This is a genomic window from Desulfosporosinus lacus DSM 15449 (assembly GCF_900129935.1).
Classification (GTDB): domain Bacteria; phylum Bacillota; class Desulfitobacteriia; order Desulfitobacteriales; family Desulfitobacteriaceae; genus Desulfosporosinus; species Desulfosporosinus lacus.
Genome location: NZ_FQXJ01000003.1, coordinates 83,227 through 107,833, shown reverse-complemented (window position 1 = coordinate 107,833; position 24,607 = coordinate 83,227). Strand labels below are relative to the sequence as shown.

Genomic DNA, 24,607 nt, shown 5'->3' with positions numbered 1-24,607 from the left:
AAGTTCTCCATCCGTCAGGTGTACCACATGCCGGCATGGGAGTCTGACTTTCTACAAAAAGGAGGGAGGGTTTGTCCTCCCTCCTTCTTTGTGTAACAATTGTGACTTTATCCGATGGTTAGATAAGTTTTACTAAAGTTCGGTTATTATTTTGGATTTACCTTTGTCATAAATACACTCTTGCCGTCTTTGAATTGCAAGATGGCGGCACTTTTGACTGGGTTGTGGGTCGCTGGATCTACATTCAATTCTCCACTGATGCCTTGGAAGCCCTTCATGTTTTCCAGAGCACTCCTCAACTTTTCGGATTCTGTACCCCCAGCATTCTCGATCGCCTTAATTAAGAGGTTTGCCGTATCATAGCCCAACGCCGCAAAGGTATCGGGTTCGGAACTATATTTTTCTTTGAAGTCTTTAATAAATTGGGTCATTCCTGGATCATCCATTGCTCCGTGATTGACATAATAAGTATTCTCGAGAGCTGCTGCTCCAGCAACGTCCACTAATTGAGGGGAGCCCCAACCATCTCCGCCCATGAATGTTTGCTTCATCTCCATTTCACGAGCTTGCTTAACGATTAGTCCGACTTCTTGATAATATCCAGGGACAAAGACTACATCTGGATTAGAAGCTTTGATACGTACCAAGGTGGCACGGAAATCTAAATCACTGCCAGCAACATACTGTTCTTCTTCAACAATTTTACCGCCTGATTTTTCGAAATTCTCCTTGAAAGAAGTAGCTAAACCTTTGGAGTAATCCCCCTTTTGGTCAATAAAAATGGCAGCGGTCTTTGCTTTAAGTGTATCCGTTGCAAAATTAGCGGCTACTTGACCTTGGAAAGGGTCAATAAAGCAGGCCCGGAAGATCCATGGTTTTACTTTTCCGTTTTCAAATGTAACATTGTCCGATGTTCCTGTTGGAGTTATCAAAGGAACTTTGCTATCTGTGACCACTTGGACAGCAGCTAAAGTATTTCCACTTGTCATAGGTCCAAGTATGGCAACTACTTTATTTTGTGTTGCTAGCTTAGTTGAAGCTACGGTCGATTCTCCAGGGTCAGACTTATTATCCGCGGATACGTATTCTAATTGCTTTCCAAGTACTCCGCCTTTAGCATTTTGCTGATCAAACGCTAACTTAATAGCTTTCTCAGCATATTGTCCAAAAGCAGCTGCCCCTCCACTAAGCTCTAAGTTTCCACCAACCTTAATAACTTCGGCTGACTTTTGTCCGCCAGTTGCTCCGCAACCAGTTACGAGAGCAAGACTTAATAAGGCTGCAGTCGCTATTGAAAACATTCGTCTCATCTTTATACCCCTCTCTATATAGGCCATTTATCGGCCTTTCTTTTTCGATCTTCTTTTCCGCCCTTTAAAGAATTTATCTGTATTCTTATGTTCTAATTTGATTTCTTTTCCTCAATTCACCTCCAAATTGAAATGCCCCCGCTGAATTTAACTTGTCAACTATTAATAAAACCCCAATCATATGACAACTCTATTGATCGGGGTACCCTTGAGTCAGAGGCTGTTAGATAACAAACCTCTAATTATATATTCTATATATTATAATACCATTTGACAAGCTATTACCATATAAAGTATCGCTAATTTTAATAGCTATATAATTGGTAATTATTAGGACTTGATCTGAGTGAGTTAACTAGATTCTTAAGTAAATTAAGAAAGAGTAAGCAGCCTTAATTCAAAAGCCTGTTTACTCTATATGATTTATTTCTTTATGTTCAAAATAACTAATCAATAGAGAGTTCTTTTATCTCCCTTACGTTGTGTTAAGCGTTGTTGATCAAAATACTCTAGTAAAGGGACTGTATATTTTCGAGATGTTTCCCATAACTCTCGAACCTCAGCGACTCCAACTTCCCCTTTTAGTTTTAAAACCTCTAACAAACTTAACTTAGCCTGTTGAATATCATCAATTCTAAAATAGAATCCAGTGATAGAGACCCATTCTCCTTGCTCACATAAATACCCAGCGTATTCTTGTATCTCCGCCTTGGGTATTCCACATGTTTCAGATACTGTTCCTAATTCAGGCGGCATTAGTTTGACGTTTTGCCAAATGGCTCGTAATTCATCAAGTCGTTTAATAACTTCAGGAGGAAGTTGCACTCCTTCGTTTGTTCTAACTTTGCTCCCAGAAATACGATAAAAGTTACGTGCATCTCCTTGCTCTAGAATCGTTTGCCAACGTCGGTGTGTCCAAGTTATTCCGAGGCGTGTTTTTAATTCCTCTCTGCTGATCCCTCCCCGCAAGGGGTATTCCTCTTCGTGCGCCCTTACAACCCCAATTAGTTTTGACCTCCAAGCTTCTGCAGACGCCTTTCCCCAGTAGAGACAGACGTCATCTTCCATCCAAATTTCCGATCGTTCTGATTCTTCTAGAGATTTAAGATTATCTTCTAAATCAGCTGAATTTACGTGCAAGCGAACAGCAAGATCTGCAACGCTTCTAGGTTCGTTCATCTCTCTTTCTAAAAGGTCAAGCGGATCCCCTTGGTCCTTAACCCTCATTTGGTCCAATACACTTTCTTTAAACCGTTTTGACTTAAACTCTGCTACGCTCAGAATTTTACCGCCAGCAATTGTATGAGTAGGCGAATAAAACCTTAACACAAAACGGTCGCCTGGCGCAGCAAGAACGGATTCTTCAAGCAGTATTTGGGCGAAACCCTCCTCCCCCGGGGGGATTGTTTCCTGTTCCAAAAGATGTATCCGTCCTAAAACCTCTGTTGTCCCAAGATGGAAACGAACTCGCTGTCTTTGGACTAAGGGCTTTTCTGCGGAAGGAAGATTTGTTATTTTTAAATCTAAAATCTTCCCTACTTTAAATGTCTTTGGTTTTACAAGAACTGAACCTCGATCAACTTCTGCAACATCTACTCCGGCAAGATTTACGGCTACCCTTTGTCCAGCTCCTGCAGAGCTTACTTTATTTTTATAAACTTGCAGTGAACGCACCTTAGCAATTAGGTGGCTAGGCTCAATTGCCAGCTCTTGGCCTAATTCCATAATGCCACTATGCAAGGTTCCTGTCACAACTGTACCAAAACCTTGAATGCTAAAAACCCTGTCAATTGGCATTCTCACTGGACCAGTCGATTTTTTACTTTCTACTTCAGATAATAAATCATCAATTGTTTTTCGGAGTTCATCTATACCTTCACCTGTTTGAGCAGAAACACGGCATATTTGTGCCTGGTTAAATGCGGTTTTTTTAAGTTTTTCGTGGACCTCTTCTGCCATCAGTTCAAGCCAATCTTCATCCACAAGGTCTGTTTTGTTTAGAACTACAATCCCTCGGGGTATCCCCAACAATGTTAAAATATCCAAATGTTCTTGGGTTTGGGGCATAATCCCTTCGTCAGCCGCAATGACAAGTAACACAATGTCCATGCCGCTTGCCCCTGCCAACATCTGACGAACAAAGCGTTCATGCCCAGGAACATCAATCATCCCGACTTGCCTTCCGCTTGGCAACAACATATGTGCAAAACCAAGTTCGATAGAGATACCACGTTGTTTTTCTTCTTTAAGACGGTCTGTATCCATACCGGAAAGAGCCCGAATTAACTGTGTTTTACCGTGATCCACATGCCCAGCGGTCCCTACTAAATAATGTCGTTCATCCATTTTCTTTCCCCTTATCCAGTTCATGAAACCCACTTCTATATGAGGGTATTCCATGTTTTGCTTGGGTGACATAGTCTCTATGTTTAGCTTTAGTTGAACGAGTTCACTTACGTCTCTTAGACCACAATTCTTTAAGCCAACTCGTGAAGGTTTGTTCTTTAGGATTAAGAGCCTTCTTATTTTCTAATCGTTTTGCTGTTTTTATCTCACAAATAAAATCTCCATAACGGTGGAGTTGCTTGTATACTACGCTTAAATTATTATGGGGCAGCGAATAATCAGGATTAATGTGAATCGCTTTCTGATAATATGCCACTGCTTGTTCTAAATCCCCCTCTTCCCGAGCAACATTACCCAGGTTATTTAAGGCATGTACAAGCCTAGAATCGTGATTCAATGCTTCTTTGAAGCATTGCTTTGCCTCATTACGGTGTAGCTTTTTGGCCAAAGCAACACCTAGTTTATTATAAGCCATTGCATCGGTTGGATTTTTACTAAGATATTCTTTCAGGGTTGCTTCAGCCTCATCATAGTCTCGTGCTTCCAAATGATCTAATGCTCTATCATATAAAGATTTCAATAGGCTCACCCTTTGTCATCGTGCCGTTTGGCAACAATTATATTCTATAACACAATATGTAAACAACTGATTATCATCCTGATGTACCTAATCTACTATAGCAAAAATTATACTTGTAAAGCAAATCTCTTTTTTTGTCAATTAATAACCCCTTCTCCAGAAATACAGAATTGTCGGCATAAAAACAAGACCCAAATAGCCAAACAGAGGATATACCAGTTGTACAATCTGGGAGAATTTAACCCCCGCTATCGGTAAGAGGAGAATAAATAATATGAGCGTTGCCTTACCATAGCTTAACCTTCCAAAATCAACCACCCTGCTGATAAGGCTATAACCATTACCTACTGCCGCCGTAATCATTGCTAACCATAAGACAACGACGTAGAAAAAGGCTGGCCAATCTCCTAACTTACCTGCAATTCCAACCATAGGTATTTCTAGACCTAATATATCTGGAAAACGAAGTAAAGACGCTCCTATAGAGAATGCAAATAGCCCTAGAGCTATCCCTCCTACGATTGCTCCCAAGCGTGCACCAGCCTTTTGAATCTCTCGCCCCAGCGATGCAAATACCACCATGGCTAAAGTTACATTAAATGACACGTATAAGATGGCGGAGACCACCCAATTACTCACAATGGGATTTGCGAGCATTACTATAGGTTCGCTGTCTCGCGAAGTCGTGATAAAAATCGCAGCTGTAGCAATTCCTAAGCAAAAAATAAACTTCAAGGGTATAAGGACTGAGTTTATCCATAATACTCCTTCTCCGCGATGCCATAATGCCAGTGCTATGACACAGCCTGTCAAGAGAATACCTAACCATCTAGAGAAGCCAAAATACTCGTAAAATAGAGCTCCACTTCCAGATATCATTGCCAGCATTCCTACAAATAAGAGGACACTTACGAGCATGTCTGCCCATCTACCCAAACGCGGGCCTAATAAATAGGCAAAAAATTCATTGTAGGATGTGATTTCCCAACGAATTTGCAAGTCTAACATGCCACATCCTAGTAACGAAAAAAGCACGGAACTAAGAACAACTCCTGCTAAGCCCCAATAACCAAAGCGGGCAAAAAATTGCTGAATTTCTTGTCCTGAGGCAAATCCAGCTCCCATGACTGCTCCCACATAGGTTGCAGCTACCTGAAATGTCGTTTTCCACTGCATGATTACTCCCTCCTCGCCATCATGCTTATGGCCGAAATAGGGATCTCATGCATAAAAATTATATCTTTTGGGAAATAATTTAGAGAATGCTATATTTTTAGCAATTTCAGGCAAGGAGGTAGCTTGTGAGTTTATTTTCATTATTTACTGAGACTCAGAAAATTAAGGCCCACGTAGATGATTATACTGCTAAAGCAAAACTTGAGATGCGACTTTCTGATCTATTTGTTTCCACTCAGAAACGCCCAACTGTTATTTTGTGCATCGGAACTGATCGCTCGACGGGTGACGCTTTAGGCCCATTAATTGGCACACACCTTTCACGCCTTAAATTACCTCAGCTTAATGTCTATGGTACTTTAGATGACCCTGTACATGCGACTAATCTTGAACAGAACATACTTAATATACAACACAGTTTTTCAAATCCATTCATTATTGCAGTTGATGCCTGTTTAGGACGTTTAGATTCTATCGGCTGTATTACACTTGCGGATGGACCTTTAAAACCGGGGTCAGGTGTTAATAAATCTCTTCCAGAAATAGGCGAAGCCCACATGACGGGCATTGTTAATGTGGGCGGATTCATGGAATATATGGTTTTGCAAAATACCCGTCTCAACTTAGTCTGGCGACTGTCAGAAAATATCAGCTCTCTTATAACTCGTTCTTACTTAAAAGTACGTGTTTAAGCATTAAAGATGATTTAGACTTTTTGTTGCCCTATCATCGCTTTTGATATAACCTCTTTTTCTTCATCTGAAAGCGAGTAGACAGACTGTCCTCCATTAATCGGTTTGGCATATATTCTTGCTTCCTCTCGGCTGTAAATGGAGCTAATAACTAGTCCGTTACAGTCTTGATTCAAGAACGCTACTGCAAAGCTTAAGTCGCTGCCTACATCTTCAAAGGCTCTAAAACGCAGCAATTCGGCACGATCTATGCTAGCCCTTAATTTTAGTTCAATTGGAGTAAGCCTTTCATTACATCTATTAACATTCCGCTCTATTTCAGTAACTTTATGAACATACTCATTTAGTAATTCATCCATTTGTTGTCCATTCATAAACGTCTGCAAGCTTATATATGAACCTTCAAAACGTTTCATTCGACGATATATTGCAATAGATAGTATCAACACTATAAGTAATAAAACGGCTAAGACACTTACAGCCCACCAATATAAAGGCATTATACCCTCTAGTATTGCCAATTATTTACCTGGTTTTTAAATTGAAACCATTTATGTTCCAATTTTCTCCTTGTTGACCAAACAAGTGGTAGATTGAAAGCCTCTCACTTCCTAAATTAACTACCTTAAACCAGGTTTATTCACTTCCTTTCAATTTCAACTTAACCAGCTTTCTAATAATAATATATTTATTATATACAATGCCTTTTGTACTTATTATCCTTACATGCCTAAATGTAGTCTGGTGAACAAAACAGTTAATGGAATAGCAATAAACAATCCTGGTAATAGATTGCCCACTTTAATATCTTTTATTTCTAAAATATTTAGGCCAATTCCTACAATTAGTAACCCTCCGGTAGCACCCATTTCAGTAATGACCTGTGGCGATAGAACTCCTTGTAATAGTCCAGCCGAAAGAGTTAACAACCCTTGATATATGAAGACTGGAATTGCAGAAGCTAATACTCCAATTCCCATTGATGAAGCAAATACCAATGCAGTTACTCCATCTAACATTGCCTTCGCGTAAAGTATTGTGTTATTGCCGGTAAGTCCGCTCTCAAATGCGCCCATAATAGCCATAGCGCCAACACAGTATATTAAGCTCGCTGTTACAAATGCCTTTGTGAATCCTGCTGCTTGCCCATTCTTTGATAGTTTGCGCTCAAGCATTTGTCCAAATTTTTGCAGCTGTTGTTCTATGTCTATTAATTCTCCTACTATTCCACCTAATACCAAGCTTGCGATAACTACTAAAGTGTTTTTAGTTTGCAAAGCCATACTTACCCCAATCAGCAAAACTGCAAGCCCAATTCCTTGAATCACGGTTTTTTTGATTTTATCAGGTAAGGTCTGTCCGAATAATAGTCCTAACAGACCTCCAATTAATATAGCTACTGTATTAACGACGGTACCTAACAACTATATTCCCTTCTTTCTAATAAATGCACCCAAATGTTCCACGTGGAACATTTCTATTTAACAAGCTATTTGATTATGTGAAGAATGTAATTAGTGTCAAATGTTCCACGTGGAACATTCATTGCTAGCTAGAAAGAACAACATATAGTTAAAACATACTAGAAGATTCCTTCTCGCCGTCCTTGTCCAGCGGTTCATTTTCGCCATTCACGGCACCTATGCTATCTATGGAGGTGTATGACCCTCGAACATCCTTGCTCAAATCATGGCGGCACTCTAATTTCGACCATCTTAGGTTGAGTCTTGGCTATGGGGACTTATCGGTTCATGGCCAACGGTAACTTTATGCCATAAGACACTTATAACATAAATGAGGTATACTATCCTCAAACATCCTTATTTGAATTATGTTTATAGGGATACTTGTCTATAAATACAACAGCGCATAAGGCTTCGTCCACCGCTTGTGCCTGTGTCTTGGCGATAGTCATGTTTAATTACTCAATGTTGATGTTCCATAATTCTAAAAGTCGGTTTAACTCATCTTCAGAAAAATACTGCACCTCAATACGACCGCGTTTATAATCTCCTTTAACAATAACTTTGGTCTGGAAACTGGTCCTTAATTTATCTTGAACACTATGGAGTAAAGGATACCGTTCGGGAGCAGGTTTTTCCTTTTCTACTTTTTCTGTAAGCCTATTAATAAGATTTTCGGTATCTCGAACAGACAATTGTTCTTTTGCAGCCTTTTGTGCTGTTAGTACCTGTAAGGAGGTATCTTTAACTCCGAGTAAAACCTTAGCATGGCCTAAAGAAATCAAATTACTTCTAAGTAAGTCGAGAACTGCCTCGGGTAACTGTATTACACGCAAAAGATTAGTCACAGTTGTTCGTGCTTTTCCCACACGCTGTGCAACTTGCTCTTGACTTAACCCATATTCATTAATCAATCTTTCATAGGCTAAGCCTTCTTCCACTGGAGACAAATCTGCACGTTGAATATTTTCAATCAAGGCTCGTTCAGCCATTTCTTGATCACTGCAAACTTGGACTATACATTTGATTGCAGTTAGACCAGCAATTTTGGCAGCTCTTAAACGTCGTTCACCGGCAATAACGAAATATCGTTCTCCAGCTGGCCTTACTAAAATTGGTTGTAAAAGACCATGGAGACGCAACGAGTCTGCCAGATCATTTAACGCTTGTGATTCAAATTCTGTTCTCGGTTGATCTGGATTAGGATCAATAATAGAAACAGAAATTTCCTTGATGCCTGGATCGTCACCTATTTCATCAGGAAGTAAAGCTTGAAGTCCTCGGCCTAGTCCTTTTTTAGACACGTTCTAAGACCTCCTTCGCTAAATCACGATATACTTCTGCACCTCTAGAGCGAGAATCGTAAGTATTAATTGCCTTTCCATGACTGGGAGCTTCACTAAGGCGAACATTTCGCGGCACAATATTCCGGAAGACCTTCTGCGGGAAATATTTTTTGACTTCATCAACGACCTGAATAGAAAGATTAGTACGGGCATCAAACATCGTAAGAAGGGCACCTAAAATATTTAAATTAGGGTTGAGATGCTTGCGAACTCTATCCAATGTATTCATCAAAAGAGTTAACCCTTCAAGTGCGTAGTATTCACATTGGATAGGAATAATAACATCTGTAGCTGCTGTTAAAGCATTCAAGGTAAGAAGCCCTAATGACGGTGGGCAATCAATAAGAATAAAATCAAACTCTTTCTTGACACTTTCGATAGCATTTCTCAATTTACACTCACGCGAATTCTGTGTGACTAGTTCTATTTCTGCACCTGCTAATTCAATTCGAGCAGGAACAACCTCTAAGCCCTTTTGTTCAGTTTTCATAATGACTTGATCCAGAGGGACGTCATTTATAAGAACATCATAAATGCAACGAGTTAGTTTATTTTTGGCAACTCCCATACCACTAGTAGCATTTCCCTGCGGATCCAAATCTAAAAGCAGAACGCGTTTTCCTAGTTCAGACAAACAAGCACTCAAATTTATCGCCGTTGTAGTCTTAGCGACACCACCTTTTTGATTAGCGATAGCGACAACCCTAGTTATCAATAGCCCACACTTCCTTCATCACTCATTACTAAAACCATAATAAATACTATACTCTATGATAGTATCAAACCCCCCCCAATAAAAAAAGCGTATTTAACGCTTTTTTTAAAAATACAAAAAATAATCATTTAATTATGCTCCAACAGCAATAATTTTTGGTAACGGTGAGTATCGACTCTCTTTAAGAGTCTCAGTTTTAATTACTTGTCCATTCATCTTAATAGCACGAAAAGATTTTACAATATATCCAGGCTGACCTTCCTGTTTAATAATCGATTCACCATGAGAAAGAGTCTCATCAACAAGTCGTTGTTCTTCAAAGGGAATAACAGATTCAATCGTATCCGAAATGAGTATTTCCTGTCCAGGAACTACTTTTCCGTACAATTCGATAGTAACTGCATTATTACTCATTTTAGTGCGTATGAGCAAATATCCGCCTGTGTTGTTATTAAATTTTAGATCTAAGTCTGGATAAGCCACCGTAGCATCTTGTCCGAGTGGAACATAAGAAATAGCCAAATCGTGATTACTTCTTTGAGTGACGGATAAATTTGCAAGTAATCCAGTGTTATACAAAGTGCTGGATACTTGACATATTCCTCCCGCTAATCCAGGAACAAACTTACCGTTAACGATTATATAGGCATCTTTATAACCTGCATCTACAGTTCTTTCGCCCACAATCTTATTAAAAGATAAGGTATCCCCGGGCTTGATTATTTTCTTATCCATCGCAATTGCCGCCAAACGGACATTTCCTGATCTTGCGGTTTGTGCAGGATCAAAACGCGTTGTATAACTCGCTAATAAACCGGTAATTTTTTGATCCTCTAATTGAGCCGATGTTAAGAGAGGTAATTGCTCTTTATATTTCACAGTGACTTCTGGAGCTTTAGTAAAAACGTCAATTTCTTTAATTTTAGAAACTAAACCTTCAGTATCAATAACACGTCCGACTTGTTCCTTTTTTATAACCATTGAATTTTGAGGAGAAATCTCAAAAGAAGCATCTGAAGCTGGCTTATTAAATGATTCCAAGTTCTGATTAAGCTTCTGCAATAATTTATCGTCATCCCACTCTTGACTTAAAGTTAAGTTTACTCCTTTTTTAGAAGTAGACAATTTATTGATCAACTTGTTCGCAATTGAACCATTCCTGCTAATCTCATAGGCCTCCCTCAATGCTGAATCAGCAGAAACTATAAGACCTAAATCTTCAAATCTAACATCCTGCGAATATTGATCAACTTTCAGTGTGACATTTTGTCCCATCAAACGTTCAATTTCTTTATCCATTGTCTCTTTTGCTTGATCCTGTGTCATATCACCAACATTTACATCTGAAATAGAGACACCTTCTGCTATGAGATGGTGGTCCCAAGTATAAAGCAGAGCTGAGAGAGTAGCAAGAACTAATACAGTAAGAATAAGTCCTAAAGAAATATAAAACTTCTTACTCTTTTTGAAATTTAGTCCTGTCCTAGGTCTCTTTACAATACCCCGATTTCTTCTACCAGTATCTGTTGCAGAAACTGCATTATCATTCTTTTTACCTAGCCCATGATTTTGTGATTCTTCCAAATTGCCCACCCCTATAACTCCACTAATAATGTACTATATTCATAAATTCGACGTTCTATCGTCATTTTCCTTCACTGTCCATCATAAAAAGACTATTACAGAAAAGAAAGTAGCTGGCGATAACTATAAATATCAAACAATAGGACTTTTCGAAGGAGTTCCTGCCTTACGCGGGTATTGTGAAGGGGTTTGTCCGACCTTTCGGATTAATATAACAGCTCGATGTTCTGCACTGCTTCCTAAATTAAAATGTTCAATTCCCTCTGACATGCCACCTAGAATCTTTAAAGCCTTACCTGACTCAGCCAATTCTTGATCTGCCTGCAGTCCTTTAGCAGCTAGAAAACGCCCCTTAATTTTAAGGACAGGAAGAGCATACTCTAATAGAATTGGTAAACGGGCAACAGCACGCGAACTGACTGTATCAAAATATTTCCTGTATTTTCTATCCCTTCCAAAATCTTCTGCTCTTGCATGAATCGTATTAATGTCTTGCAAATCTAACTTTTCAATAACAACATCAAGAAAATCTAATCTCTTCTTTAAAGAGTCTATTAGCACAACTTTCAGCTCTGGGCGCAAAATTTTTAAAGGAATGCCAGGAAACCCTGCTCCAGTACCCAAGTCTGCTAAATGAATACCTTGGATGAATTTCGCAAGAACCATCGAATCAATAAAGTGCTTTAAAATCACTTCTTGAGGATCAATAATCCTCGTTAAATTTAATCTTTGGTTCCACTCAAGCAAGAGATCACCAAATTGGCAAAGTTGATTGACTTGTAACTCTGTTAATTCACACCCGATGTGCCTATAGGTTAACCCTTTAATCAGGGCCGCATACTCATTGAACACCCATTACTTCTCCCTTCTGCGCCGCTGTTCTAGGGAAACAAGTAAAACGGAAATATCTGCAGGACTTACTCCGGTAATACGAGATGCTTGTCCCAGATTTAAAGGATTTACTTCCATAAGTCTCTGTCTTCCTTCCGTAGATAAGCCTCGAATTTCTTCATGATTGAAGTTTATGGGCAGTATTCGCTCTTCTAACTTAGAAAACTTTTCGATATCAGCCCATTGTTTTTCAATATAACCAGAATACTTTGCTTCAATCTCGGCCTCTTCCAACACTTCCATATCATAGCTGTCTAACTCAGGAAGGAGCTTAATTAAATGTTTAAGAGAAATCTCCGGCCTGCGAATTAAATCTTGAGCACTAATTCCTCCTCGTGTCGGAGTAGATTTTGCCTCAATCATTACTTTTTGAAGTTCTTCACTTAAAGGAGAGAAAAAGGTAGATTTTAAAAGCACTTTGATACTCTCAAAGTTAATCTTCTTTTTATTGAACCGTTGCCAACGTTCCTCATCGACCAGTCCAACTGATCTGCCTTTTTCAGTCAGCCTTAAATCAGCATTATCTTGTCTGAGAACAAGCCTGTATTCAGCTCGAGATGTTAAAAGTCGATAAGGTTCTTTGACCCCTTTCGTAACCAGATCATCCACTAGAACCCCTATATAACCATCTGAACGACGGAGGACAAAAGGATCCCTATTTAATGCACGCAGTGCGGCATTAATTCCAGCCATTAAACCTTGAGCAGCCGCCTCCTCATACCCAGAAGTTCCATTTAACTGACCAGCTGTAAATAATCCTTTTAATAGGCGAACTTCTAAGCTAAGAGAAAGTTGGTGAGGCAGAACATAATCATACTCAATTGCATACCCAGGCCGTAACATTTGGACATGTTCTAAACCAGAAATACTTTGTAATATGTTAACTTGTACCTCTTCAGGCATACTAGTTGATAGGCCCGCAACATAAAGTTCATCGCTTTGCCATCCTTCAGGCTCTAAGAATATTTGATGCGCTTCTCGTTCTGCAAAACGCACTACTTTATCCTCAATTGAAGGGCAATAACGAGGACCTATGCCCTCAATTTTACCTGAATATAAAGGGGCACGATAGAGATTATCACGTATAATGTCATGGGTTTTATTAGCTGTATATCCCAGCCAACAGGCTACTTGTTTAGAAGTATCTCCTTGCCAAAAAGTGCTAACTGTAGGCATAAAGGAAAAACGCCAAGGAGTCTCGTCACCCGGTTGTATACGAAATTTAGAATAATCAACGGACTGACGATGTATTCGGGGCGGCGTTCCTGTTTTAAATCTTCCTAATTCAACTCCAAACTCTTTGAGCGAATCAGACAGTGACATTGCAGGCATCTGACCGTTAGGTCCGCCTTGATACATAGAATCACCAATGATAATCCTTCCACGCAAATAGGTACCACTTGTTAAGACAACATTGTCAGATTCAAATCGTGCTCCTGTGTGAGTCACTACACCATTCACCGCACCATTTTCTACGACAATTCGTTCAACTAATCCTTGAATAACAGTCAATTTTGCTTGAGAAAGTAAAGAATTGCGCATATGAGTTTGATAGGCCTGCTTATCAGATTGTATTCTCAACGCATGAACAGCCGGTCCCTTTCCAGTATTCAGCATTTTGACCTGTAAGGACGTCTCATCTGCGATAATTCCCATTTGGCCGCCTAAAGCGTCTATTTCTCGAACCAAATGACCTTTGGCTGGTCCGCCAAGAGAAGGATTACAAGGCATATGTGCAACAGTGTCTAAATTTAGAGTCAACAAGAGCGTCTCACACCCAATTCGTGCGGCAGCAAGCGCAGCCTCACACCCAGCATGTCCGGCTCCAACAACTATTACGTCGTATTTTCCAGCAAAGTATTCCAAAGTAAATCCTACTTTCCTATACAAAATCGAGAGAAAATATCCTCGAGAAGAGATTCTTGAACATTATGACCCGTTATTTCTGAGACATATTGTAAGGCTTGTCGGATATCAATAGAAAGTATATCCCAAGGCATTCCCTGCTGCAAACTCTCCATAGATTGTTTTAAGGCATTGTCACAATTCATTAACGAGGAAATCTGTCGCACATTAGAGAGTAACGGATCTGTTGAGAGAACAGTCTCTCCTTGATAAACCCTATCTCGAATTGCTTCTTCTAACTCAAAAAATCCCTTATGCTCCTTTACAGAAAAAGGGATGCACAGCCCTTTTTCATAAATTGAAACAGCTTGCTGATCTTTGTGTAGTAAATCTATCTTATTTAAAAGAACAATAACTTTGTCTGAGTACGTATTTAGTATTTGATACTCTACTTCTGTAAGAGGATGATTAGCCTGTACCACCAATAATATCAAGTCTGCAGTTGTTAAAGCCTTCCTGGCTCTTTCAATTCCCAGACGTTCTACGAGATCATTACTCTCACAAATGCCAGCGGTATCCACCAATTGCAGAAGAATTCCACCCACACTGACAGATTCCCTAATTTCATCCCTTGTTGTTCCAGGAATATCGGTAACTATAGCTCTTTCCTCATTTAACAGTGCATTAAGTAAACTTGATTTACCAACATTCGGCTGACCAACAATAACTGTTAATAAGCCGTCCCTTAGTATTTTACCGGTTTTACTTCCAGCTAATAGAAGGGTTATATTCCTAAGAGTTTTATTAATAAGAGATTCCAGAGTTGTTCTATCCAAAGTTTCTACATCATCTTCTGGAAAATCAATACCTGCTTCAATAAAAGCCAGAATTTCTAAAATTTCTTCCCTCAAATTAGTAATTTGATCCGAAAGACCACCATTTAACTGAGATAAGGCTAGATTTGCGGATGTTTCAGTTCGGGAACTGATGAGATCAATAACTGCTTCTGCTTGAACTAGGTCAAGCTTGCCGTTCAAAAATGCTCGCTTAGAAAATTCCCCGGGCCCAGCTAATCGTGCGCCATTACGAATGCATGCTTGCAAAATCCTTTGAGCTACAAATGGACCTCCATGGCAATTGACTTCATAAACATCTTCGCCGGTATAGGAAAAAGGAGCCAACATTTTGCCTATCAAAACTTCATCGAGAACCATGTTTTCATCATGGAACTTACCAAGATTTAAGGTAAAGTTTTCATTGAGAGACCAACGTTCTCTATTCTGAGGAGTAAAGCATTTTTCAAGAATATATCCTGCTTTAGAACCGCTCAATCTTAAAACATGAATACTAGCTTCCCCCATGGCCGTTGCCATTGCAACGATTGTATCTTCCAAAGCATTCATCTCCATTTTTAAAAATATAACCATTATCTATCAAATTTCTAACTCAAATAAAACTTAACTTAAAGTAAGTCTCCTATATTCTTATCTGACATGTAATGTCACATACTCATTTAAAAATAAAAAAGAGGGGTTTACCCCTCTTAGCTTCTTTTAAGTGATATGACAACCCTTCGATTTGGATCATCGCCTTCACTAAAGGTTGAAATTCTAGCTTCTTCCTGCAAAGAAGTGTGTATAATCCGCCGTTCATGAGGGTTCATCGGCTCTAACACTATTCTGGTGCCTGTCCTCTTTACCTTTTCAGATAATCTCTTTGCAAGACGAACCAACGTTTCTTCACGTCTCAACCTATATCCTTCTACATCAACAATAATTCGAACTCTTTCAGACAGTTGTTTAGCAACTGCTAAATTCGTTAAATATTGAAGTGCATCCAGTGTATCTCCACGCCGTCCTATCAGAATCCCAAGTTCTGGACCAGTAATATCAATATGCCAATGTTCTCCATCTTTACTTACCTGAGTATCTGCATTGACTTTAATAGCTTGACAGACTTTCTTAATAAAATCTGCTGCCAACATACCTGGATTATCCTCGTAAGAAACACGCACCCTTGCCAGACGCGTTCCAAAGAGGCCGAAAAAACCCTTCTTGGCAGGTTCCTCCAGTACCTCTACCTTTACTCGATCACGATCTACCGCTAATTCCATAATTCCAGCATTAATAGCCTCTTCAACTGTTTTCCCAGTTTTCTCTGCAATCCTCATGAACGATCCTCCTCACGCCTTACACGTCCCTATATTGCTTTTTTAGTTTTATTAGCTAGCCTGTTATTAATATAAAGTTGTTGAAAAATCGATACAACGTTCATCGTCACCCAATATAAAGCTAACCCGGCTGGAACTGTAACGCTAATGTAAGCAAAAAACACTGGCATGATATATAACATTGTTTTTTGGGTAGGATCTGTGGTAGCATTTGGACTCGTTAATTTAGTTTGCAGATAAGTTGTAGCTGCAGCAAAGATTGGTAAAATTATATGATATGAGAGAGCAAACCCATATACAACTGTTAAGTCAAAGCCTAAAAACAAATGAGCGGAAGGATTTGTTGGGTCATAAGGAAAATGTAACAACGTACTGTATAAAGCCCAAAAAATCGGCAACTGAATGATAATAGGTAGACAGCCGCCCAAAGGATTTACTTGATGTTCTTTATACAACTCCATAACGGCTGCATTCGCTTTTTCTTTATTATTTTTATGTTTTTCTTGAAGTGCTTTAATTTTTGGTTGTAAATCTACCGTTTTTCGCATTGAAGCCATTTGTTTATAAGTTAGCGGAAAAATCAGGGTCTTAATTAACATCGTCAAAAGTATAATCGCAACACCATAATACGGTAAACCTATTGCAGCAGACATACTATAGAGTATGTTTAACAAATAAGTCATTCCTTCAACAATAGTACTCACAGAAGCCCTCCTTAAACTGGGTCGTGCCCACCTGGATGAAACGGATGACATTTTAATATCCGTTTAATTGATTTCCAACTTCCTTTAATTAGGCCGTATTTTAATAGAGCCTGAGCAGAATATTCCGAACAACTTGGATAAAAGCGACAAGTTTGTCCCTTTAGAGGAGAAATTAAAACTTGATATAAACGAATAATCCCAATTAAAATACGTCTCATTAATTTACTCACTTTTTATTAAGGTATTAGCTTTTTTTAAAATATTCATCATATTGCTTTCGACTTCAGAGTAGGAAACTCCTTTGATTCTTGCTCTTGCTATACAAATAATTTGTATATCTTTCCTGATTTCCGTCAAATGAAGCCGGATGACTTCCCTCATAAGTCTCTTTGCTCGATTTCTTTGAACAGAATTCCCTACCTTTTTAGAGGCAATAAAACCAAAACGATTAGGGCCTTTGTAAAAAACATAAATAGCAACATATTTTACAGAGTAATTTTTTCCGAGTTCGAAAATTGATTTGAAGCCCGATTTTTGACGCAAGCGAAACTTTCTTTGTAGCATAACTCCTCCAGGCTTACATACCTTCTATCATATTCTAACTCACTATGCCTTAGTTTAAACGTTTTACAAGTTAGAATGACAGCTTATAAAAATTATTTATCAGATAAACTTGGTTTCCGCCAAGCCACAGGCCTTGGCGGTCGCCATAGTTACACTTAATCGCTGGCCATGGACGACCTGAATGTCCCTGTATGACTCAACCAAGGATGGTTGAGAAAGAGCACCACCATGACTCGAACAAGGATGTTCGAGGTTAGTACACCGCTATAGATGTCATTAGGTACCGTAATGGCGAGAAGGGATCCTTACATAAAGTATGTAACGATTAGTTATACTTTCAGACTGTAAAAAAAAGGCCACATAATTGCGGCCTTAAACTGATAACTTCTTCCGACCCTTTAAACGACGGCGCTTTATTACATTTCGCCCCGTTGGCGTACTCATCCGACTTAAAAAACCGTGAACACGCTTATGACGCCGATTCTTCGGTTGATATGTTCTCTTCAATTTAACGACACCTCCTTTATTTCAAACGAAAAAACATTCGAAGACAATCAAACTTACTTAGAGATTATACTCTAAAAATTTTTAATCTGTCAAGCAAATGACTTTGACACAATGTGGATAACTTATAGTCAAAAAAGTTATCCACTGTGAATAATTTTATAAACAGACGATATTCCTGTTGATAACCCTACCGAAACTTGATATTATATTTCTACAATACCTGACGACAACAACAAATCGTGTTTTCTTTTATTCACAACACGTAATTTGTTTAAGTTATCCACAAATGTGTATAAGTTTGTGTATAACTTTTTTATTGTCATATTTCTTTCATTTTTAGACAAGGGAGGTCCATCAATGCCACCACAGTCGAACTCACTCCAATTATTGTGGCAGGAAACGCTAGAAAAACTAAAAAATGAACTTTCTAAGCCGAGCTTTGAAACTTGGTTGAGTTCTACACGACTTCTTAATATTGATGGAGATACACTTGTCATTAGTGTCCCCAATGAATTTGCAAAAGATTGGTTAGAAAGTCGTTATGCACCTATGATTAGGTCTTCTGTTCAATCCGTTTTAGGTCATTCTGTAAGTCTTCGCTTTATTTTATCTTCTTTAGGAGATACTTATAGTGACGATATATCCTCAACTGAGCCTACAGTTGCAGTTTCTAAACATAATGAACCTATTCCTAATTCACTTAATACCAAATACACCTTCGACACTTTTGTTATTGGTAATAGTAATCGTTTTGCTCATGCCGCTTCCTTAGCTGTGGCTGAATCACCGGCCAAGTCCTATAATCCCCTATTTATTTACGGTGGAGTAGGTCTGGGAAAAACCCACCTCATGCATGCAATAGGGCATCATGTCCTTCAACGATCACCTAATACTAAGGTTATTTATGTTTCTAGTGAAAAATTTACAAATGAGCTGATAGATTCCATCAGAGACGAAAACCCCGAAGAATTCCGCAATCATTACCGAAACGTTGATATCCTGCTAATTGATGATATTCAGTTTTTAGCTGGCAAAGAACGAACTCAAGAAGAGTTCTTTCATACATTCAATGCACTTCATGAAGCTAATAAACAAATTATTATTTCATCTGATCGTCCTCCAAAAGAAATACCAACGTTAGAAGACCGTTTACGATCACGTTTTGAATGGGGTTTAATAACTGATATTCAGGCACCCGATCTAGAAACACGCATAGCTATTCTTCGAAAAAAGGCAATGATGGAAAACCTCCAGGTTCCTAATGAAGTAATGGTTTACATTGCTGACAAGATTCGTTCGAATATACGTGAGCTCGAAGGCGCACTAATAAGAGTAATGGCTTTTGCCTCCCTTAGTTCAATCCCTATAACTGCAGAAGTAGCAGTAGAAGCATTAAAAGATATTATCCCAGCAAATAATACAAAGCAAATAACCATTGATATTATTCAAGAATCTGTAGCAAGATTTTTTAACTTGTCACCTACTGATTTTAAAGCTAAGAAAAGAACCCGTGCCGTTGCTTTTCCCAGACAAATCGCCATGTATCTTTCTCGTCAGCTTACAGATTTCTCTTTACCTAAAATAGGAGACGAATTTGGGGGAAGAGATCATACGACTGTAATGCATGCTCACGATAAAATTACACAAGCCCTAAGCAATGACCCGTTGCTCGAGAAAAAAGTGAATGAAATAATACAACGTATTCAATCCGATTAAAGCTTTAAAATATTGTTCTTAACCTGTGGATAAAATAGTAATAAATTTTTAAATGTGGACACGTGGATAATTTGATCCGGTTGTCCACAACTTTTTCAACATAGGTTTTATCAGTCGTTTAGACATGTCAGTCTACTTATACACATGTTGACAAGCGATACTACTACAACTACTAACTATTATCTTATTATTAATAACCCGGGTTTAGAACGAGCAAGAAATAAAAAAATCTAATTAAAATTTTCTTACTCAAAAATAACAATCACTAAAAAACTACTTCAGATTCTGAAGTCTATTTAATCTTATCCAGGGGATAAAATTTATAGGAGGATTCGATTCATATGAAAATCTTCTGCTCAAAAGATGCACTGCTTTCTGGTGTAAATGCTGTTCAACGGGCTGTTTCTAATAAAAACCCATTGCCGGTCCTTCAAGGAATTTTAATTCAGGCCGATAATCAGTCTTTACAATTTGCAGCTACTGATCTTGAAATGGGGATTCGTTGTGACGTTCCAGCCCAAGTCACTGAGGAAGGGACAATGATCGTTCCTGCTAAACTATTTACAGAAGTTGTTCGTAAATTACCAGATACTACAATCACATTAGAAGAAAAAGATCAACAAATAACAATAGGTTATTACCAATCAGAAATTATTTTGCATGGTTACGATCCAGAAGAATTCCCTTTGCTTCCAGATCTTATAGAACCCTTATCCTTTGAATTACCCACTATGATCTTTAAAAATATGATTAAACAGACCATATTCTCCTGTGCTGCAGAAGAAAATAGACCAGTTTTTAATGGGATACTCTTGCAAATTGAGGGTACAAATATTCGACTAGTGGCCACAGATACACATCGATTAGCCTATATTATTTCTGAAATAACTAATTCGGGAGAATCACGTTTTAGCGGCATTATTCCCTCTAAAACTCTTTCGGAAATTTATCGTTTGTTAAGAGATGAAGATGAGGTCTTGAACATTAGTTACAGCAGTAATCAGGTAGTTTTCCAATTTGGGTCAATTTATCTAATATCGAGGCTTATAGAGGGTCAATTTCCTAACTATAAACAAGTTATCCCTCAAACATGTGAAACAAAAGTGTATTTATCAGTTAAAGAATTTCTTGACGCAGTGGAACGGGCTTCATTGCTATCTCGCGACAAAAGTGGTGCTAATATTATAAGGATAAATGTAGAAAATAATGAGTTGAGAATTGATCAGAGTTCAGAATTAGGCAAAATATCTGAGCAAATAGGCATAGAGATGGAAGGCAAGGATGTAAGGATTGCTTTTAATGCAAAATTTTTGATTGATGCTTTAAAAGTAATAGACAGCGATCGCATTTTATTTGAATTATCTGGACCATTTAGTCCAGGAGTAATGCGACCATTAGACAATCCGAATTATATTTATCTGGTATTACCGGTAAGAACGTCTTAATAATAATTATGATGATAAATAATATGCGCTTACAGAATTTCCGTAATTATGAAAATGAAACTATCCAATTCATGCCTGGAACAAATATTTTAATTGGAGATAATGGTCAGGGTAAGACAAATATTATTGAAGGAATTTATTACTTATTGACTGGTAAATCCTATAGAGTACATCGGGAGCAAGAATTGTTACGTTGGGATCAAAGTGAATTTCATCTTTATGGGGATTTTTTAATGAATGACCGTAAAGTATCGTTGGAAAGTCATTATAAAGATAAAAGGAAAATGGTCAAAATAAACAAAGTATCTTGTCAACGTTTATCCGATTTTGTTGGGACCATAAATGTAATCTTCTTTTCTCCGGATGACCTTGTTATGATAAAAGGGGGGCCTTCGGAAAGAAGAAGATTTTTGGACTTGCATATTGCACAAATGCGCCCAGGACATGTAAGTATTCTAAACGCGTATAATAAAGTGATTCAGCAGAAAAGTGCATTATTAAAGTCTTTTACTGACAAGCATTTGAAATACTCACAATTACAGCTTTGGAATGAACAAATTATTGAATTGGGAGAAAAGATTATTCTCAATAGAGCGGATTTGACGCAACGCTTACAAGATGCAGCTGACCCCATTTATGGAAATTTGTCCTCAAAAAAAGAAAAATTGATGATACTCTACTATGCTTTAGGTAAAAGAACTGCAAATGAAGCTATATCTGAATTTCCAAAATTACTAAATGATAAATTAGATCAAGAGATAGAACGTCAAATGGTTCTTGTAGGACCTCATCGTGATGATTTACAGATACTCCTAAATAATAAGCCAGCACGACTTTATGCATCACAAGGGCAACAGCGGTCTTTAGTGTTGAGCCTAAAACTTGCTGAACTTGAGATAATACGTCAAGAAAAAGGGGAATACCCCCTTCTTTTACTTGATGACGTGTTGTCTGAATTGGACCGTTTTAGGAGAGACTATTTAATAAAGTTCATAGAGTCTTCACACATACAAACTCTTATAACTATGACGAGTGCTGATAATCATCTTGAGTTAGGAACACTTTATTTTGTGGAACAAGGGCACATAAGGAGGGAAACTTAGTTGTATTTACATCTTGGTGGAGATGTTCTGATTAAAAAAGATGAAATTGTTACAATTATAGACTTAGATATGAAAAAAATAAGTCAAACTAACCAAGTATTTTTAGATAAAATGAAGGACCATTATAAAAGTATTTACTATATTTCAGATAAAGGTAAGGAAAAAACCTTAATTGTAACGATAAATGATTTGTATTTTTCTCCAATTTCTTCGATTACATTATTTAGGCGTACTTTTACCGAAATAGGAAATGAAAGTTAAAAATTAAAGCTTTTAGTTTAAATTAGCTTTAAATTGATACATCTTAAATTTTAGTGTACAATAATAAGGTTGAAGGTATTTTTTGGTACTAGTCAAACTTTCATGCTAATAAGGCACCATTGCCATCTATGTGATGTTCTAACTTTGAACATTTCTGTTAGAGTTATGGCCTGCGCATAAGTGCGACTATGGCGACCGCCGGCGAATAAAAGTCTTGGCGCTAGTCAAGTTTTCTATAGGAGGAAACAGCTTTGCAAGAAAATAAAGAGCTACAAGTTCAAAGTACGGGTGATAATTATAATGCAGGGCAAATCGAAGTTCTTGAAGGTTTAGAGGCTGTTCGTAAACGTCCTGGTATGTATATTGGGACCACAGGTCCTCGTGGTCTCCATCATCTTGTCTATGAAATCGTTGATAACAGTATTGATGAAGCGTTAGCAGGATATTGTGATAAAATTGATGTGCTAATTCACGCAGATAACAGTATTACAGTTATCGATAATGGACGCGGAATTCCAGTAGATATACATCCTAAAACAGGTAAACCTGCTGTTGAAGTTGCTTTGACCGTATTACATGCTGGAGGAAAATTTGGTGGAAGTGAAAGTGCCTATAAAGTATCAGGGGGGCTTCATGGAGTTGGTCTAAGTGTTGTAAATGCTTTATCCAAATGGTTGGTTGTTGAGGTTTCCAAAGGAGGCCATGTATATCATCAGGAATATGCAAAAGGCAAGCCGACTACAGAGCTGGCAAACATTGGGACAACCGAGAACAATGGAACTAAGATATCATTTATCCCAGATTCAGAAATATTTGAGGAGACTGTTTACGATTTTGATATTTTAGCTCATCGACTTAGAGAACTATCGTTTTTAAATAAAAGTATTACTATTAATTTAACGGATGAGCGTACTAATGTTAAAGAAACCTTTTTACATACCGGTGGTATTCAAGATTTTGTAATGTACCTCAATAAAAGTAAGGATTGTTTGCATCCGCAACCAATATATATTGAAACAACAAAAGACAATGTTCAAGTTGAGGTTTGTATTCAGTATAACGATAGTTATGCGGAAAATTTATTTTCCTATGCTAATAATATTAATACCCAAGAAGGGGGAACCCATGAGGCGGGTTTTAAGTCGGCTCTAACGAGGGTAGTCAATGATTATGCCCGCAAAAGTAATATGTTAAAAACTGCAGATTCTAATCTTTCTGGAGATGACATCAGAGAAGGATTAACTGCTGTAATTTCGGTTAAGGTTCCTGATCCACAGTTTGAAGGACAGACGAAGACTAAATTAGGTAATAGTGAAATAAGAGGTATAGTGGACTCGGCAACAGGAGAAGGCTTAAATATTTTCCTAGAAGAGAATCCGTCTATTGCTCGAAAATTTATTGATAAATCAGTTCAAGCAGCCCGAGCACGGGACGCAGCCCGAAAAGCGAGGGAGTTAACTCGTCGAAAGAGTGCATTAGAAGGAACCTCTCTTCCCGGTAAACTGGCAGATTGCTCTTGGAAGGAACCTGATTTGTGTGAAATGTACATTGTCGAGGGAGATAGTGCAGGTGGTTCGGCAAAACAAGGCAGAGATCGTCGCTTCCAAGCCATTTTGCCCTTACGTGGAAAAATTCTTAATGTAGAGAAAGCACGGCTCGACAAAATATTAGGAAATACAGAAATTCGAGCAATGATTACTGCGATGGGAACTGGTATATCTGATGATTTTGATATTACAAAAGCACGTTATCATAAACTAATCATTATGACAGACGCTGACGTAGATGGTGCTCATATTCGGACACTATTACTAACCTTCTTTTATCGTTATATGAGACCCCTCATCGAAAATCATTATGTTTATATTGCTCAACCGCCGCTTTTTAAGATAAAGAAAGGGCGAGACATTCAATATGCTTATTCAGATGTTGAATTGGCGAATACCCTTGAAAAAATAGGTCGGGAAAAGGTAGAACTTCAGCGTTACAAAGGTTTGGGAGAAATGAATCCTGATCAGTTGTGGGAAACCACGATGGATCCTGCAAACCGAACTATCTTAAGGGTGACTATGGAAGATGCAATGAGGACTGAAGAAATGTTTACTGTATTAATGGGTGATAAGGTTGAACCTCGTCGTGACTTTATTAATCGCTATGCTAAAGATGTTCGTAATTTAGATACTTAAAGG

The 24,607-nt window shown here is 38.2% G+C and carries 23 protein-coding genes; 6 read left to right on the top strand and 17 right to left on the bottom strand.

The features are described from left to right. Positions 1–146: 146 nt before the first annotated feature. The 4 genes from BUB11_RS00545 to BUB11_RS00530 form a co-directional block, all read right to left on the bottom strand. Positions 147–1,310 carry an ABC transporter substrate-binding protein gene (locus BUB11_RS00545; protein ID WP_073027013.1) on the bottom strand — a complete coding sequence of 388 codons (1,164 nt, stop codon included), beginning with the start codon at positions 1,308–1,310 and terminating at the stop codon, positions 147–149. 450 nt (positions 1,311–1,760) lie between these two features. Beyond that, positions 1,761–3,656: a selenocysteine-specific translation elongation factor gene (gene selB / locus BUB11_RS00540; protein WP_073027011.1), complete on the bottom strand. Its 1,896-nt coding sequence runs from the start codon at positions 3,654–3,656 to the stop codon at positions 1,761–1,763. Positions 3,657–3,759: 103 nt separating this feature from the next. Beyond that, positions 3,760–4,236, bottom strand: a complete 477-nt coding sequence (locus tag BUB11_RS00535; protein WP_073027009.1) for a tetratricopeptide repeat protein — start codon at positions 4,234–4,236, stop codon at positions 3,760–3,762. Between the two features lie 141 nt (positions 4,237–4,377). Further along, complete coding sequence (locus BUB11_RS00530; RefSeq protein WP_073027007.1) at positions 4,378–5,412, bottom strand: YkvI family membrane protein; 1,035 nt, start codon at positions 5,410–5,412, stop codon at positions 4,378–4,380. A 125-nt stretch (positions 5,413–5,537) separates the two neighbouring features. Between BUB11_RS00530 and yyaC the strand changes: the two genes are divergently transcribed. Further along, the gene (gene yyaC / locus BUB11_RS00525; protein ID WP_073027005.1) at positions 5,538–6,104 is read left to right on the top strand and encodes a spore protease YyaC; all 567 of its coding nucleotides are present in this window, start codon (positions 5,538–5,540) and stop codon (positions 6,102–6,104) included. A 14-nt stretch (positions 6,105–6,118) separates the two neighbouring features. On the opposite strand, the gene BUB11_RS00520 is transcribed toward yyaC, so the two are convergent. From BUB11_RS00520 to rpmH, 13 genes are all read right to left on the bottom strand, one after another. Beyond that, on the bottom strand, positions 6,119–6,604 hold the full coding sequence (locus BUB11_RS00520; protein ID WP_073027003.1) for a DUF4446 family protein: 486 nt from the start codon (positions 6,602–6,604) through the stop codon (positions 6,119–6,121). Positions 6,605–6,826: 222 nt separating this feature from the next. Beyond that, the gene (locus BUB11_RS00515; RefSeq protein ID WP_073027002.1) at positions 6,827–7,528 is read right to left on the bottom strand and encodes a DUF554 domain-containing protein; all 702 of its coding nucleotides are present in this window, start codon (positions 7,526–7,528) and stop codon (positions 6,827–6,829) included. Positions 7,529–8,025: 497 nt separating this feature from the next. Then, positions 8,026–8,871 (bottom strand): ParB/RepB/Spo0J family partition protein, encoded by an 846-nt coding sequence (locus BUB11_RS00510; protein ID WP_073027000.1) that lies wholly within the window; start codon positions 8,869–8,871, stop codon positions 8,026–8,028. Beyond that, positions 8,864–9,625 (bottom strand): ParA family protein, encoded by a 762-nt coding sequence (locus BUB11_RS00505; RefSeq protein WP_073028138.1) that lies wholly within the window; start codon positions 9,623–9,625, stop codon positions 8,864–8,866. The genes BUB11_RS00510 and BUB11_RS00505 overlap by 8 nt, the downstream gene beginning before the upstream one ends. Positions 9,626–9,760: 135 nt before the next feature. After that, a complete protein-coding gene (locus BUB11_RS00500) occupies positions 9,761–11,221 on the bottom strand; it encodes a VanW family protein (RefSeq protein ID WP_242947406.1) in 1,461 nt (486 codons plus the stop codon). A gap of 123 nt (positions 11,222–11,344) precedes the next feature. Then, positions 11,345–12,064 carry a 16S rRNA (guanine(527)-N(7))-methyltransferase RsmG gene (gene rsmG / locus BUB11_RS00495; protein WP_073026998.1) on the bottom strand — a complete coding sequence of 240 codons (720 nt, stop codon included), beginning with the start codon at positions 12,062–12,064 and terminating at the stop codon, positions 11,345–11,347. 3 nt (positions 12,065–12,067) lie between these two features. Next, the gene (gene mnmG / locus BUB11_RS00490) at positions 12,068–13,969 is read right to left on the bottom strand and encodes a tRNA uridine-5-carboxymethylaminomethyl(34) synthesis enzyme MnmG (RefSeq protein WP_073026996.1); all 1,902 of its coding nucleotides are present in this window, start codon (positions 13,967–13,969) and stop codon (positions 12,068–12,070) included. A gap of 8 nt (positions 13,970–13,977) precedes the next feature. Next, positions 13,978–15,342: a tRNA uridine-5-carboxymethylaminomethyl(34) synthesis GTPase MnmE gene (gene mnmE / locus BUB11_RS00485; RefSeq protein WP_073028135.1), complete on the bottom strand. Its 1,365-nt coding sequence runs from the start codon at positions 15,340–15,342 to the stop codon at positions 13,978–13,980. Positions 15,343–15,491: 149 nt separating this feature from the next. Further along, complete coding sequence (gene jag, locus BUB11_RS00480; protein WP_073026994.1) at positions 15,492–16,118, bottom strand: RNA-binding cell elongation regulator Jag/EloR; 627 nt, start codon at positions 16,116–16,118, stop codon at positions 15,492–15,494. 29 nt (positions 16,119–16,147) lie between these two features. Next, positions 16,148–16,822, bottom strand: a complete 675-nt coding sequence (locus BUB11_RS00475) for a YidC/Oxa1 family membrane protein insertase (protein WP_073026993.1) — start codon at positions 16,820–16,822, stop codon at positions 16,148–16,150. An 11-nt stretch (positions 16,823–16,833) separates the two neighbouring features. Further along, positions 16,834–17,040 carry a membrane protein insertion efficiency factor YidD gene (yidD, locus tag BUB11_RS00470; protein ID WP_073026991.1) on the bottom strand — a complete coding sequence of 69 codons (207 nt, stop codon included), beginning with the start codon at positions 17,038–17,040 and terminating at the stop codon, positions 16,834–16,836. A 4-nt stretch (positions 17,041–17,044) separates the two neighbouring features. After that, positions 17,045–17,386 carry a ribonuclease P protein component gene (gene rnpA / locus BUB11_RS00465; protein WP_073026989.1) on the bottom strand — a complete coding sequence of 114 codons (342 nt, stop codon included), beginning with the start codon at positions 17,384–17,386 and terminating at the stop codon, positions 17,045–17,047. A 372-nt stretch (positions 17,387–17,758) separates the two neighbouring features. Continuing rightward, positions 17,759–17,893, bottom strand: a complete 135-nt coding sequence (rpmH, locus tag BUB11_RS00460; RefSeq protein ID WP_007777819.1) for a 50S ribosomal protein L34 — start codon at positions 17,891–17,893, stop codon at positions 17,759–17,761. 357 nt (positions 17,894–18,250) lie between these two features. On the opposite strand from rpmH, the gene dnaA reads away from it, so the two are divergent. From dnaA to gyrB, 5 genes are all read left to right on the top strand, one after another. Further along, positions 18,251–19,609 carry a chromosomal replication initiator protein DnaA gene (gene dnaA / locus BUB11_RS00455; RefSeq protein ID WP_073026987.1) on the top strand — a complete coding sequence of 453 codons (1,359 nt, stop codon included), beginning with the start codon at positions 18,251–18,253 and terminating at the stop codon, positions 19,607–19,609. 341 nt (positions 19,610–19,950) lie between these two features. Further along, positions 19,951–21,054, top strand: a complete 1,104-nt coding sequence (gene dnaN, locus BUB11_RS00450; RefSeq protein ID WP_073026985.1) for a DNA polymerase III subunit beta — start codon at positions 19,951–19,953, stop codon at positions 21,052–21,054. Positions 21,055–21,062: 8 nt separating this feature from the next. Continuing rightward, positions 21,063–22,157, top strand: a complete 1,095-nt coding sequence (recF, locus tag BUB11_RS00445; RefSeq protein ID WP_073026983.1) for a DNA replication/repair protein RecF — start codon at positions 21,063–21,065, stop codon at positions 22,155–22,157. After that, on the top strand, positions 22,158–22,418 hold the full coding sequence (remB, locus tag BUB11_RS00440; RefSeq protein WP_073026981.1) for an extracellular matrix regulator RemB: 261 nt from the start codon (positions 22,158–22,160) through the stop codon (positions 22,416–22,418). A gap of 251 nt (positions 22,419–22,669) precedes the next feature. Beyond that, complete coding sequence (gyrB, locus tag BUB11_RS00435) at positions 22,670–24,604, top strand: DNA topoisomerase (ATP-hydrolyzing) subunit B (RefSeq protein WP_073026979.1); 1,935 nt, start codon at positions 22,670–22,672, stop codon at positions 24,602–24,604. The last annotated feature ends 3 nt before the right edge of the window (positions 24,605–24,607 follow it).

Bases quoted from the DNA above. Each gene is read 5' to 3' on its own strand.
- BUB11_RS00545 (WP_073027013.1), bottom strand. From the start codon at position 1,310: ATGAGACGAATGTTTTCAATAGCGACTGCAGCCTTATTAAGTCTTGCT.
- selB (WP_073027011.1), bottom strand. From the start codon at position 3,656: ATGGATGAACGACATTATTTAGTAGGGACCGCTGGGCATGTGGATCAC.
- BUB11_RS00530 (WP_073027007.1), bottom strand. From the start codon at position 5,412: ATGCAGTGGAAAACGACATTTCAGGTAGCTGCAACCTATGTGGGAGCA.
- BUB11_RS00520 (WP_073027003.1), bottom strand. From the start codon at position 6,604: ATGCCTTTATATTGGTGGGCTGTAAGTGTCTTAGCCGTTTTATTACTT.
- jag (WP_073026994.1), bottom strand. From the start codon at position 16,118: ATGAGGATTGCAGAGAAAACTGGGAAAACAGTTGAAGAGGCTATTAAT.
- yidD (WP_073026991.1), bottom strand. From the start codon at position 17,040: ATGAGACGTATTTTAATTGGGATTATTCGTTTATATCAAGTTTTAATT.
- rnpA (WP_073026989.1), bottom strand. From the start codon at position 17,386: ATGCTACAAAGAAAGTTTCGCTTGCGTCAAAAATCGGGCTTCAAATCA.
- dnaA (WP_073026987.1), top strand. From the start codon at position 18,251: ATGCCACCACAGTCGAACTCACTCCAATTATTGTGGCAGGAAACGCTA.
- dnaN (WP_073026985.1), top strand. From the start codon at position 19,951: ATGAAAATCTTCTGCTCAAAAGATGCACTGCTTTCTGGTGTAAATGCT.
- recF (WP_073026983.1), top strand. From the start codon at position 21,063: ATGATGATAAATAATATGCGCTTACAGAATTTCCGTAATTATGAAAAT.